The following is a 12,133-nucleotide window of genomic DNA, read 5'->3' on the forward strand; positions in this document are numbered from 1 at the left end:
CAAGCCTTACTGCAGCGAAGGGGCTTCGCCGGCTTCCTGCATGCGCTGCATTTCCTGGGCGTACAGGGCGTCGAAATTGACCGGCGACAGCATCAGTGCCGGGAACGAGCCACGGGTCACCAGGCTGTCCAGTGCTTCGCGAGCGTACGGGAACAGGATGTTCGGGCAGAAGGCACCCAAAGTGTGGCTCATCGACGGCGCGTCGAGGTTCTTGATCAGGAAGATACCGGCCTGCTGGACTTCAGCGATGAAGGCCACTTCTTCGCCGTTCTTCACGGTGACCGACAGGGTCAGCACCACCTCGTGGAAGTCGCCTTCCAGGGCTTTCTGCTTGGTGTTCAGGTCCAGGGCGACGCTCGGCTCCCACTGCTGGCGGAAGATCGCCGGGCTTTTCGGCGCTTCGAACGACAGGTCGCGCACGTAGATGCGCTGCATGGAGAACTGAGGCGCGTTGTCTTCGGCTGCGGCTGCGGCGTCGTTGTTCTGTTGATCAGTCATGACAGATCCTTCTTTACAGGGTCTTTTAAGGGTTCTGGTTCACGCCGCGAGCAGGGCGTCGAGCTTGCCGGCGCGCTCAAGGGCATACAGGTCGTCGCAACCGCCGACGTGGGTGCTGCCGATCCAGATCTGCGGCACCGAGGTGCGCCCGGCCTTCTGGGCCATTTCGGCGCGAACCTGTGGTTTGCCGTCGACCTTGATTTCTTCGTAGGCCACGCCCTTGTTCTCGAGCAGGTACTTGGCGCGCGAGCAGTACGGGCAGTAATCGCTGGAGTAGACAGTGACCTTGCTCATGTCACTTCACCAGCGGCAGGTTGTCGGCTTTCCAGCTGGAAACACCGCCGGACAGCTTGGCGGCGGTGAAGCCGGCCTTGAGCAGCTCGCGGCAGGTGGTGCCGGCGTGCTGGCCCATGTTGTCGACCACGATCAGGGTCTTGGCCTTGTGCTTTTCCAGCTCGCCGATGCGCGCGGCGAACTTGTCCTGGGGAATGTTCACGGCGCCAACGATATGGCCGGCGGCATATTCCTTGGTGGTACGGATGTCGACGACCAGGCCTTTGTCGCCATTGACCAGCGCGGTCAGTTCGCCGGTGCTCAGGCTGCGGCCGCCCTTGCGGGCTTCGGTGACGATCAGCAGCACCAGCAGAACGATGAAGATACCAACCAGCAGATAGTGATTTGTTGCGAATTCGATCAGGTGAGCAACCATTGGAGGGTGTTCCGGGCCATTAAAAATGTCGGCCAGTATACACAGCCCCCAAGGTCGGCCAAAGCCCGCCCGACCGGCTTGTTGACAGTAATTCCCATGTAACGGCTACAGTCCGTCGGCCAGCGCCGGTGCCGGGGTAAGGTTAATTCGTCATTCGTGGCCAATTTGCCCTAAAATGCGTGTCTTTATCATCTGAACAACCGTGAGTTCTATTGATGACGAGCACGCCTAAACCCTTGGTCCTGATCATCCTGGATGGTTTCGGTCACAGCGACAGCCCCGAATACAACGCCATCTTTGCCGCCAACACACCGGTCTACGATCGCCTGCGCGCCACCCAGCCGCACGGCCTGATCTCCGGTTCGGGCATGGATGTCGGCCTGCCCGACGGGCAGATGGGCAACTCCGAAGTCGGCCACATGAACCTCGGTGCCGGCCGCGTGGTGTACCAGGACTTCACCCGGGTGACCAAGGCCATCCAGGACGGCGAGTTCTTCGACAACGCCGTGCTCTGCGGCGCGGTCGACAAGGCCGTGGGCGCCGGCAAGGCCGTGCACATCCTCGGCCTGTTGTCCGACGGCGGCGTGCACAGTCACCAGGACCACCTGATCGCCATGGCCGAGCTGGCCGCGCAGCGTGGTGCCGAGAAAATCTACCTGCACGCCTTCCTCGACGGCCGCGATACCCCACCGCGCAGCGCGCAATCGTCGATCGAACTGCTCGACGCTGCCTTCGCCAGGCTGGGCAAGGGCCGCATCGCCAGCCTGATCGGCCGCTATTACGCCATGGACCGCGACAACCGCTGGGACCGTGTATCGGCAGCCTACAACCTGATCGTCGACAGCGCCGCCGAATACACCGCCGACAGCGCCCTGGCCGGCCTGGAAGCGGCCTACGCCCGCGACGAGAGCGATGAATTCGTCAAGGCCACCCGCATCGGTGAGGCGGTCAAGGTCGAGGACGGCGACGCCGTGATCTTCATGAACTTCCGCGCCGACCGCGCCCGCGAGCTGTCGCGCGTGTTCGTCGAGCCCGACTTCAGCGAGTTCCCGCGCGCGCGCCTGCCCAAGCTTGCCGCCTACATCGGTCTGACCCAGTACTCGGCGAAGATCCCGGCCCCGGCCGCCTTCGGCCCGGCCAGCCTGGACAACGTGCTCGGCGAATACCTGGCCAAGAACGGCAAGACCCAGCTGCGCATCGCCGAAACCGAGAAGTACGCCCACGTCACTTTCTTCTTCTCCGGCGGTCGTGAAGAGCCGTTCGAAGGCGAAGAGCGCATCCTGATCCCATCGCCGAAGGTCGCCACCTACGACCTGCAGCCGGAGATGAGCGCACCGGAAGTCACCGACCGCATCGTCGAAGCCATCGAGCAGCAGCGCTACGACGTGATCGTGGTCAACTACGCCAACGGCGACATGGTTGGCCACACCGGTGTGTTCGAGGCCGCGGTCAAGGCCGTGGAGGCCCTGGACGGTTGCGTCGGACGCATCGTCGCGGCCCTGGACAAGGTCGGCGGCGAAGCGCTGATCACCGCCGACCACGGCAACGTCGAGCAAATGGAAGACGAATGCACAGGCCAGGCGCACACCGCGCACACCACCGAGCCTGTGCCGTTCATCTACGTCGGCAAGCGTGCCGTGAAGGTCCGCGAAGGCGGCGTGCTGGCCGATGTGGCGCCGACCATGCTCCAGCTGCTGGGCCTGGAAAAACCGGCGGAGATGACCGGGACCTCGATCCTGATCGACGCCTGAAGCCGATAAACCGGCCGTATCGGTCGGTTTTCCGGACAAACGCCTCGCCGCCGACGCTGCGAGGCGTTTTTTTTGCACGCCTGGGCGGGCATACTAGGCCAGTCTCTATCCCTGGTGTCGCCCACTCCATGTTTCGCGCCCTGATCGTTCTAGCCCTGTCTTGCCTGCTCAGCCCGGCGTTTGCCGACGAGCGCGCGCAAACCCAGCAGCAACTGGACGCCACGCGTCAGGACATTGCCGAGCTGAAAAAAATGCTTGGCCAGTTGCAGCAGGAAAAATCCGGTGTGCAAAAAGACCTGCGCAGCACTGAAACCGACATCGGCAAGCTGGAAAAGCAGGTGGAGGCCCTGCAGCAGGAACTAAAAAAGACTGAAGGCGAACTGGAGCGCCTTGATCACGAGAAAAAAAAACTCCAGAGCGCCCGCGTTGAACAACAACGCCTGATTGCCATCCAGGCCCGTTCGGCCTACCAGAACGGTCGCGAGGAATACCTCAAGCTGCTGCTCAACCAGCAGAACCCGGAGAAATTCGCCCGCACCCTGACCTATTACGACTACCTGAGCCAGGCGCGCCTGACCCAGCTGCGCAACTTCAATGAAACCCTGCGCCAGCTGGCCAGCGTCGAGCAGGACATCAACCTGCAACAAGCCCAGTTGCTGACCCAGCAAGGCACCCTCGACAGCCAGCGACAGGAGCTGGAAAAGGTCCGCGCCGAGCGCCAGCAGGTGCTGGCCAAACTGAACAACGACGTCAAAGCCCGCGACCAGAAGCTGCAGGCCCGCGAGCAGGACCAGGCCGACCTGACCAAGGTCCTCAAGACCATCGAGGAAACCCTGGCCCGCCAGGCGCGCGAAGCCGAGGAAGCCCGGCAGAAAGCCCTGCTCGCCGCCCAGGAAGCGGAAAAACAACGCCAGCGCGAAGCCCTGGCAGCCGCCAGCGACGCGCCGAAGAAGCCCAAGCCCATCCCCGGCCCGCTGGTTTCCAGCAGCGGCGAGACCTTTGGCGGCGCTTTTTCAGCTGCGCGGGGCAAACTTCCGTGGCCGGTCAATGGTCGATTGCTGGCACGCTTTGGCGAAACCCGCGGCGATGATTCGCGGGCCAGATGGGACGGCGTGATGATCAGCGCCTCCCCCGGCAGCCAGGTGCGCGCCGTGCATGGCGGCCGGGTGGTGTTCGCCGACTGGTTGCGCGGCGCTGGACTTCTGGTCATTCTCGACCATGGTAATGGTTACCTGAGCCTGTACGGCCATAACCAGAGCCTGCTCAAGAGTGCCGGAGACGTCGTCAAGGCCGGCGAGGCGATTTCCACCGTCGGCAACAGCGGCGGCCAGGACAGCTCGGGACTGTACTTCGCCATCCGCCAGCAGGGTCGCCCCAGCGACCCGGCACAATGGTGCCGTGCCCAGGGATAGGCACCACCCCCCTATTTGACGGCGTAGCACGATAAGGGCTACGCCGAGGCTCCAGCCGGAGCGCTACCAGGATCAGGAGTTCGTTCGACATGCTGCATTCGCCCCGCCTCACTTCGCTGGCCCTGACCATCGCCATGGTCCTTGGCGCGCCCCTGGCCCGCGCGGCCGAGCCCACCAAGCCGGCGGCGATTCCGGCCACGACGGTATCGGCCTCGACCAAGGCGCCGCTGCCGCTGGACGAACTGCGCACCTTCGCCGAGGTCATGGACCGGATCAAGGCAGCCTATGTCGAGCCGGTGGATGACAAGACCCTGCTGGAAAACGCCATCAAGGGCATGCTCAGCAACCTCGACCCGCACTCGGCCTACCTGGGCCCGGAAGACTTCCAGGAGCTGCAGGAAAGCACCAGCGGCGAGTTCGGCGGCCTGGGCATCGAAGTCGGCATGGAAGATGGCTTCGTCAAGGTCGTCTCGCCCATCGACGATACCCCGGCGTCCCGTGCCGGTATCGAGGCGGGTGACCTGATCGTCAAGATCAACGGCCAGCCGACCCGTGGCCAGACCATGACCGAAGCCGTCGACAAGATGCGCGGCAAGGTCGGCGAGAAGATCACCCTGACCCTGGTACGCGACGGCGGCAACCCCTTCGACGTGACCCTGGCCCGTGCGGTCATCCAGGTCAAGAGCGTCAAGAGCCAGTTGCTCGAAGACAACTACGGCTACATCCGCATCACCCAGTTCCAGGTCAAGACCGGCGAAGAAGTCGGCAAGGCCCTGGCCAAGCTGCGCAAGGACAACGGCAAGAAACTGCGCGGCCTGGTCCTGGACCTGCGCAACAACCCGGGTGGCGTGCTGCAGTCGGCGGTGGAAGTGGCCGACCACTTCCTCACCAAGGGCCTGATCGTCTACACCAAGGGCCGCATCGCCAACTCCGAACTGCGCTTCTCGGCCGACCCGGCCGACGCCAGCGAAGCGGTGCCATTGGTGGTGCTGATCAACGGTGGCAGCGCCTCGGCCTCGGAAATTGTCGCCGGCGCCCTGCAGGACCAGAAACGCGCCGTGCTGATGGGCACCGACAGCTTCGGCAAGGGCTCGGTGCAAACCGTGCTGCCGCTGAACAACGAGCGCGCCCTGAAGCTCACCACCGCCCTGTACTACACCCCCAACGGCCGCTCCATCCAGGCCCAGGGCATTGTCCCGGACGTTGAAGTACGGCGCGCCCGGATCACCGCCACGGAGCCTGACAGCGACAACTTCAAGGAAGCCGATCTGCAGGGCCACCTGGGCAATGGCAACGGTGGCGCGGACCGCCCATCGGGCAAGGCCGCCAGCAAGAAGGCCCGTCCGCAGGACGATGACTACCAGCTCAGCCAGGCCCTGAGCCTGCTCAAGGGCCTGAGCATCACCCAGGGCAAATAAGGTCCGGCCATGCGTTACCTGCTGTTCGCCCTGATCTGCCTGTTGAGCGGTGCCACCCTGGCGGCGCCGGCTCAACCAGGCAAGGCCTACCTCAGCCTGATCATCGACGACCTCGGCCAGAGCCCGGCGCGTGATGCGCGCACCCTGGCCCTGCCCGGCCCGGTGACCCTGGCGATCATGCCCGACACCCCGCACGCCACCGACTTCGCCCGCCAGGCTCACCGCGCGGGCAAGACGGTAATCCTGCACATGCCCATGGACCCGGCCACCGGCCCTTATGCCTGGCACCCCGGCACACCGCTGCCGGAGCTGGAGCGGCGCCTGGATGCGGCCCTGGCGAAAGTGCCCTACGCCGCCGGCATCAACAACCACATGGGCAGCCGCATGACCTCGCAATCCGTGCCCATGGCCTGGCTGATGGGCGAGTTGCAGCGCCGCCAACTGTTCTTCGTCGACAGCCGCACCAGCGCCGCCACCGTGGCCGCCGCCAAGGCCCAGGCCGTCGACCTGGCGCATGTCTCGCGGGATGTCTTCCTCGATGATGTACGCACCCCCGAGGCCATTGCCGGGCAGTTGCAGCAAGGCGTGGCCCTGGCGCGCAAGCAGGGCACGGCGGTGCTGATCGGCCATCCCTATCCACAGACCCTCGAGGTGCTGGAGCGTGAGATGCCCCGGCTCAAAAGCCAGGGCATCGAGATGATCACGCTGCGGCAAATGATTGCTGAACGAAGCAACCAGGCCATGCCGGCCCATGGCAAGCGCGGTCGGTACGCGAATCGCTGAGCGTTTCGCTCAGCTTGCTGGTGTCGCTGTAGCACCTACAGGTAGCGGGCAAATACTTCCTCGACCACACCCTCGGCCTTCATCTGCTCCAATGCCTGTTGCAACCTGGCGACCACGTCATCCGGTACCTGGCGGTTCAGCGCCAGGTACAACTCGGCGCCATGGAAGCGCAGGACGGTCCTGAGGTTGACCACGCCTACCTGCTTGGCCAGGTAGCGACCGGCCGGGTCGCCACTGGCCCAGAGATCGATCTCGCCCTTGGCCAGCTTCTGCGCATTGTCGCGGTCACGTAGCACCAGCACTGGGTTCAGGCCCTCGCGGGCAAGGAACTCGGCGATGGCATCGCCCTTGTAGGCGCCGATACGGTAGCGCTTGGCGTCCTCCAGGCTGTCGACACTGATGGTGCTGCCTTCCGGCGCCAGCAGGATCCAGTCATCCGGCCCGATCGGCCCAACCCATTTGAACAGCGCCTCGCGATCGGGCTGGCGGGCCATGACGAAAATACCGTGGCCGGGCGTGGTCAGCACTTGCTGGTAGATACGCTGCCAGGGAAAGCGCAGGGTCATGGTGTACGGCACCCCGGCGCGCTTGAATACCTCGCGCACGATATCGGCGGCAATGCCTTCGATGCCCTCGTCGCGGGCGAAGCTCTTGCCGTTGGTCGACATGTTGTAGGGCGGGAAGTTCTCGGTCAGCAGCACCACAGGCTCGGCCGCCCGGGCGACCCCGGCGAACGACAGGCAACTGCACAGCAACAGGACAAGACGCTTGAACATAGTGGCACCTGGCTTCTAGGCAATGCCAAGAGTGCCGGGAGGTAGCGTGGCTGTCCAGCGTGGCACCACAGCCAAACAAAAGGGGCCCTGTTCCTGCGAACAGAGCCCCTTGCGTCAATCAGCTTTTATCAGCTGTAGACACGCCCCAACAGCTGGCGATGGCTTTCGAACTGATCCAGCACATCCCGGGTGATCTGATCCGGCGTGAAGCCCATCAGGTCATACTCCTGGCTGCCGTTGTGCAGGTACACCTCGGCACGGTAGAAGCGCTGGCGCACTTCGCTTTCACCTTCGACCGGCGCTTCGCTTGGCGCGGCCAGGTAGCCGTCCAGGCTCACTTCGTAGACGAAAGGATTACCCTCTTCCATCATCACCCGCAGGCCCATGGTCGAGCGCGACTGGCCGACGCGAGTCTCCACCTCAACGCCGAGGTTACGCAGTTGCACGGCGGCCTCTTTCAGCGCCGGGCTGACCTGCTTGTCCATGAAGCGCTGAACAATCGCCTGGGTCGGTTGCAGGTCCAGCTGGCTCAGGCGCTCGCTGAAGCCGCGGCGACCGCGGGCGGCCAGTTCGGCTTGTTCCTGTTCGATCTGGCTGTCCTGCTTCATGGCCTTGTACAGGCCGAACATGAACAGCACCAGCACCACCGAGAACGGCAAGCCGGCCAGCACCACCATGGTCTGCATGGCGGCGAAGTTGCCGGCGAACAGCAGACCGATGGTCACCAGGGTGATCACCACCGACCAGAACACCACCATCCAGTGCGGCGCGTCCTCATCGACCTGGCCGCCTTTGCACGACAGGTTGGCCATCATCACCGCGCCGGAGTCGGCCGGGGTGAGGAACAGCACGAAGCCGACAAACACCGCCACACCAATGACAATCTTGGCCGCCGGGAAGAATTCCAGCAGTTGGTAGATCGACATCGACGGCTGTTCGAGCGCGGTCTTGCCCAGCTCCACGGCACCATGGTTCATCACCAGGTCCAGCGCAGTGTTGCCGAAGATCGACAGCCAGGCCAGGGTGAAGCCCAGCGGAATCAGCAACACGCCGGCAACCAGTTCACGCACGGTGCGGCCCTTGGAAATACGGGCGATGAACATGCCGACGAATGGGCCCCAGGAAATCCACCAGGCCCAGTAGAACACGGTCCACAGTCCCAGCCAGCGCTCGGACTTGCCCGCTTCGCTTTCGTAGACGTAGAGATCGAAGGTTTTCAGCACGATGCCGTTGAGGTAGTCGCCGATGTTCTGTACGAAACCGTTGAGCAGGTGCAGGGTGTCACCGGCCAGCAGTACGAAGATCAGCAGGCCGCTGAACAGCATGATGTTCAGGTTCGACAGGCGACGGATACCGTTCTCCACGCCGGAAACTGCGGCCACCGTGGCCACCGTAGCCATGACCAGGATCACGATCAGCAGGTTGGTCTTGCTGTGATCCATGCCGAACAGGTATTCCAGGCCCGAGGCCACCTGCATGGAACCGATGCCCAGGTTGGTCACTAGACCCAGCAGCGTCACGAACATGCCAAAGATGTCCACCGCGTGACCGGCGCCGCCCTTGACCCAGCGCTCGCCCATCAGCGGGTACAGCGCCGAGCGCAGTGCCAGCGGCTGGTTGTGACGGTAGGCGAAGTAGCCTACAGCCAGACCGACCAGGGCATAGATCGCCCAGCCGTGCAGGCCCCAGTGCAGGAAGGTCAGTTGCAGGCCCTGGCGCGCAGCCTCGGCGCTGGCGGCGGTGCCTTCTGGCGGGTTGAAGTAGTGATCCAGCGGTTCAGAGGCGCCGAAGTACAGCAGCGAGATACCGATACCCGAGGAGAACAGCATGCCGGCCCAAGCGCCATAGCTGAAGTCGGGTTTGTCGTCCTTGCCGCCAAGCTTGAGCTTGCCGAAGCTGGAGAAGGCCATCACGACCACGAATACCAGGTAGCCGCCGATCACCAGCATGTAATACCAGCCGAAGCTGCGGGTCAGCCAGGTCTGGGCGACGTTGAGCACTTCGCCGGCTTTTTCCGGTACAGCGATAAGCAAGGCAGTCAACACAAGGATCAGCAACGCGGAGGTGATGAACACCACGCCGTTGACCCGGACCCTCTCGGCAGGGGTCTTGATTAGGGAGGCAGAACTCATTGCACATTTGCTCCGGGCAGTGCGAGAGAAACGAAAACGACTTTTCCCTGAGCAAATGGTGCAATGGCCCCATCGCGTCAGGTGTTATAAAAGCACCCTGAAAAAACCGTGATCCCACGCCGACTGCGGCAAAAAAACACAGGCCCGTTCCCTTTCCCGAGGGTCCGCCGAACGGTGCGTCACCGTTCGCTGGCACTGCGACACGCAGCGGCAAAAGCCGTCAACACCTTGTATTTCGGGGGTTTCAGGTCTTTCTGGGGTGCCAATTTGTGCGTTTTGACCGGCTCGAAAACCTGTCAATGGCACAGATTGTCGCAGAGGATATTCTTTGTTGATTGAACGTTCAATCAAAACAAAATAGACTGGCCTTCGCCGAGGCAGCCGCTCGTCGACTGCTCGCAGGCCTGAGGAGATTTGCAAATGCCCAAGGTCGGTATGCAACCCATTCGCCGCCAGCAGTTGATCGAGGCCACGTTGATGGCTGTCGACCAGGTCGGGATGGGGGATGCCAGCATTGCGCTGATCGCCCGTTTGGCCGGTGTGTCGAATGGCATCATCAGTCACTACTTTCAGGACAAGAACGGCCTGATCGCAGCGACCATGCGGTACTTGATGAGCGTGCTGAACGAGAACGTCGCCGCCCGCCGGCAGGCGCTCAAGGACAACAGCCCGCGTGCCCACCTGCAGGTGATCATCGAAGGCAACTTCGACGCCAGTCAGGTCAACGGCCCGGCAATGAAAACCTGGTTGGCGTTCTGGGCCACCAGCATGCACCAGCCGTCTTTGCACAGGTTGCAGCGGATCAACGATCACCGCTTGTATTCCAACCTGTGCTGTCAGTTCCGCCGTTCCCTGCCGCTGCCCGAAGCACGCAGCGCGGCCCGCGGACTGGCAGCGTTGATCGACGGTCTGTGGCTGCGCGGTGCGCTGTCAGGAGACGCCTTCGACACCGACCAGGCGCAACAAATCGCTTACGAATACATGGATCTACAACTGGCGAAACAGACGAGCCCGGACACACATACCCGGGCCTCTGAACCCGCACGCGCCGCCCAAGCCCAACCGGTAGGAGCGTCGCTCGGATAGCCAAAACACACTGCACTTGCGAGGACACTATGGCCCGTTTCGAACTGCAAAAACTGTACATTGATGGTGGTTATGTCGACGCTTCCAGCGACGCTACCTTCGACGCCATCAACCCGGCCAACGGCGAAGTCCTCGCCCAGGTGCAACGCGCCACCCAGGAAGACGTAGAGCGCGCCGTGGAAAGCGCCGAGCGCGGCCAGAAAGTCTGGGCCGCCATGACCGCCATGCAGCGTTCGCGCATCCTGCGCCGTGCCGTCGACATCCTGCGTGAGCGCAACGACGAGCTGGCCGCCCTGGAAACCCTGGACACCGGCAAGTCCTACTCCGAAACCCGCTACGTCGACATCGTCACCGGCGCCGACGTACTGGAATACTACGCAGGCCTGGTGCCGGCCATCGAAGGCGAGCAGATCCCGCTGCGCGACAGCTCGTTCGTCTACACCCGCCGCGAGCCACTGGGCGTGACCGTCGGTATCGGCGCCTGGAACTACCCGATCCAGATCGCCCTGTGGAAATCCGCGCCAGCCCTGGCCGCCGGTAACGCGATGATCTTCAAGCCGTCGGAAGTCACCTCGCTGACCACCCTGAAACTGGCCGAGATCTACACCGAAGCCGGCCTGCCGGACGGCGTGTTCAACGTCCTGACCGGCAGCGGCCGCGAAGTCGGCACCTGGCTGACCGAGCACCCGCGCATCGAGAAAATCTCCTTCACCGGCGGCACCACCACCGGCAAGAAAGTCATGGCCAGCGCCTCGAGCTCGACCCTCAAGGAAGTCACCATGGAACTGGGCGGCAAATCGCCGCTGATCATCTGCGACGACGCGGACCTGGATCGCGCCGCCGACATCGCCATGATGGCCAACTTCTACAGCTCGGGCCAGGTCTGCACCAACGGTACCCGCGTGTTCGTTCCAGCCTCGATGAAAGCGGCCTTCGAAGCCAAGATCGTCGAGCGCGTTGCCCGTATCCGCGTCGGCAACCCTGAAGACGAGAACACCAACTTCGGCCCGCTGGTCAGCTTCGCCCACATGGAAAGCGTGCTGGGCTACATCGCCAAGGGCAAGGAAGAAGGCGCACGCGTTCTGTGCGGCGGCGATCGCATGACCGACGGCGACTTCGCCAAGGGCGCCTTCGTGGCCCCGACCGTGTTCACCGACTGCCGTGACGACATGACCATCGTCAAGGAAGAGATCTTCGGCCCGGTGATGAGCATCCTCAGCTACGAGACCGAGGAAGAAGTCATCCGTCGTGCCAACGACACCGAATACGGCCTGGCCGCCGGTGTCTGCACCAACGACATCAGCCGCGCCCACCGCATCATCCACAAGCTGGAAGCCGGCATCTGCTGGATCAACGCCTGGGGCGAGTCGCCAGCCGAAATGCCGGTTGGCGGTTACAAGCAGTCCGGTGTCGGCCGTGAAAACGGCGTGAGCTCGCTGGCTCAGTACACTCGCATCAAGTCGGTACAGGTCGAGCTGGGCAACTACAACTCGGTGTTCTAAGCACCCCGTGTAGCCGCGCCCGGACCGCAACGGCCCGGGCGCTCCCGCTTTTCCTGCCTACTGCCA

Annotated in this window: 11 protein-coding genes and 1 pseudogene; 6 read left to right on the forward strand and 6 right to left on the reverse strand. The window is 63.3% G+C overall.

What is annotated here, in order from left to right; genetic code table 11:
• Positions 1-6 precede the first annotated feature (6 nt).
• Genes secB through M2D63_RS11515 form a run of 3 tightly spaced genes read right to left on the reverse strand, consistent with a single transcriptional unit; the run spans position 7 to position 1,207 of the window.
• Positions 7-498, reverse strand: coding sequence for a protein-export chaperone SecB (gene secB, locus M2D63_RS11505; RefSeq protein ID WP_285863037.1), 492 nt, complete (start codon positions 496-498; stop codon positions 7-9).
• 39 nt (positions 499-537) lie between these two features.
• The gene (grxC, locus tag M2D63_RS11510) at positions 538-792 is read right to left on the reverse strand and encodes a glutaredoxin 3 (RefSeq protein WP_285863038.1); all 255 of its coding nucleotides are present in this window, start codon (positions 790-792) and stop codon (positions 538-540) included.
• A gap of 1 nt (position 793) precedes the next feature.
• Positions 794-1,207, reverse strand: a complete 414-nt coding sequence (locus M2D63_RS11515) for a rhodanese-like domain-containing protein (protein ID WP_285863040.1) — start codon at positions 1,205-1,207, stop codon at positions 794-796.
• Positions 1,208-1,422: 215 nt separating this feature from the next.
• On the opposite strand from M2D63_RS11515, the gene gpmI reads away from it, so the two are divergent.
• The 4 genes from gpmI to M2D63_RS11535 all read left to right on the forward strand — a co-directional run bounded on the left by gpmI (position 1,423) and on the right by M2D63_RS11535 (position 6,571).
• A complete protein-coding gene (gpmI, locus tag M2D63_RS11520; RefSeq protein ID WP_285863042.1) occupies positions 1,423-2,958 on the forward strand; it encodes a 2,3-bisphosphoglycerate-independent phosphoglycerate mutase in 1,536 nt (511 codons plus the stop codon).
• Between the two features lie 128 nt (positions 2,959-3,086).
• The gene (locus tag M2D63_RS11525; RefSeq protein ID WP_285863044.1) at positions 3,087-4,370 is read left to right on the forward strand and encodes a murein hydrolase activator EnvC; all 1,284 of its coding nucleotides are present in this window, start codon (positions 3,087-3,089) and stop codon (positions 4,368-4,370) included.
• Between the two features lie 89 nt (positions 4,371-4,459).
• Positions 4,460-5,788 carry a S41 family peptidase gene (locus M2D63_RS11530; protein WP_285863045.1) on the forward strand — a complete coding sequence of 443 codons (1,329 nt, stop codon included), beginning with the start codon at positions 4,460-4,462 and terminating at the stop codon, positions 5,786-5,788.
• 9 nt (positions 5,789-5,797) lie between these two features.
• Positions 5,798-6,571, forward strand: a complete 774-nt coding sequence (locus M2D63_RS11535; RefSeq protein WP_285863046.1) for a divergent polysaccharide deacetylase family protein — start codon at positions 5,798-5,800, stop codon at positions 6,569-6,571.
• A 35-nt stretch (positions 6,572-6,606) separates the two neighbouring features.
• Here the strand turns inward: M2D63_RS11535 and M2D63_RS11540 are convergent, their stop codons facing one another.
• The 3 genes and pseudogenes from M2D63_RS11540 to M2D63_RS11550 all read right to left on the reverse strand — a co-directional run.
• Positions 6,607-7,347: an ABC transporter substrate-binding protein gene (locus M2D63_RS11540; RefSeq protein ID WP_285863047.1), complete on the reverse strand. Its 741-nt coding sequence runs from the start codon at positions 7,345-7,347 to the stop codon at positions 6,607-6,609.
• Positions 7,348-7,475: 128 nt separating this feature from the next.
• Positions 7,476-7,793, reverse strand: coding sequence for a hypothetical protein (locus M2D63_RS11545; protein WP_198325384.1), 318 nt, complete (start codon positions 7,791-7,793; stop codon positions 7,476-7,478).
• A gap of 64 nt (positions 7,794-7,857) precedes the next feature.
• Positions 7,858-9,422 (reverse strand): annotated as a pseudogene (locus tag M2D63_RS11550) (BCCT family transporter); the annotation flags it as partial.
• Positions 9,423-9,899: 477 nt separating this feature from the next.
• Here M2D63_RS11550 and betI point away from each other — a divergent pair.
• Together betI and betB are read left to right on the forward strand one after the other, a co-directional pair.
• Positions 9,900-10,565 carry a transcriptional regulator BetI gene (betI, locus tag M2D63_RS11555; protein WP_285863048.1) on the forward strand — a complete coding sequence of 222 codons (666 nt, stop codon included), beginning with the start codon at positions 9,900-9,902 and terminating at the stop codon, positions 10,563-10,565.
• A gap of 29 nt (positions 10,566-10,594) precedes the next feature.
• The gene (betB, locus tag M2D63_RS11560; RefSeq protein ID WP_285863049.1) at positions 10,595-12,067 is read left to right on the forward strand and encodes a betaine-aldehyde dehydrogenase; all 1,473 of its coding nucleotides are present in this window, start codon (positions 10,595-10,597) and stop codon (positions 12,065-12,067) included.
• Positions 12,068-12,133 lie beyond the last annotated feature (66 nt).

The sequence above is a fragment of the Pseudomonas sp. BJa5 genome, assembly GCF_030272875.2.
Taxonomy (GTDB): domain Bacteria; phylum Pseudomonadota; class Gammaproteobacteria; order Pseudomonadales; family Pseudomonadaceae; genus Aquipseudomonas.

Coding starts and splice junctions, on each gene's coding strand:
- secB (WP_285863037.1), bottom strand. CDS start 498: ATGACTGATCAACAGAACAACGACGCCGCAGCCGCAGCCGAAGACAAC.
- grxC (WP_285863038.1), bottom strand. CDS start 792: ATGAGCAAGGTCACTGTCTACTCCAGCGATTACTGCCCGTACTGCTCG.
- M2D63_RS11515 (WP_285863040.1), bottom strand. CDS start 1,207: ATGGTTGCTCACCTGATCGAATTCGCAACAAATCACTATCTGCTGGTT.
- gpmI (WP_285863042.1), top strand. CDS start 1,423: ATGACGAGCACGCCTAAACCCTTGGTCCTGATCATCCTGGATGGTTTC.
- M2D63_RS11525 (WP_285863044.1), top strand. CDS start 3,087: ATGTTTCGCGCCCTGATCGTTCTAGCCCTGTCTTGCCTGCTCAGCCCG.
- M2D63_RS11530 (WP_285863045.1), top strand. CDS start 4,460: ATGCTGCATTCGCCCCGCCTCACTTCGCTGGCCCTGACCATCGCCATG.
- M2D63_RS11535 (WP_285863046.1), top strand. CDS start 5,798: ATGCGTTACCTGCTGTTCGCCCTGATCTGCCTGTTGAGCGGTGCCACC.
- M2D63_RS11540 (WP_285863047.1), bottom strand. CDS start 7,347: ATGTTCAAGCGTCTTGTCCTGTTGCTGTGCAGTTGCCTGTCGTTCGCC.
- betI (WP_285863048.1), top strand. CDS start 9,900: ATGCCCAAGGTCGGTATGCAACCCATTCGCCGCCAGCAGTTGATCGAG.
- betB (WP_285863049.1), top strand. CDS start 10,595: ATGGCCCGTTTCGAACTGCAAAAACTGTACATTGATGGTGGTTATGTC.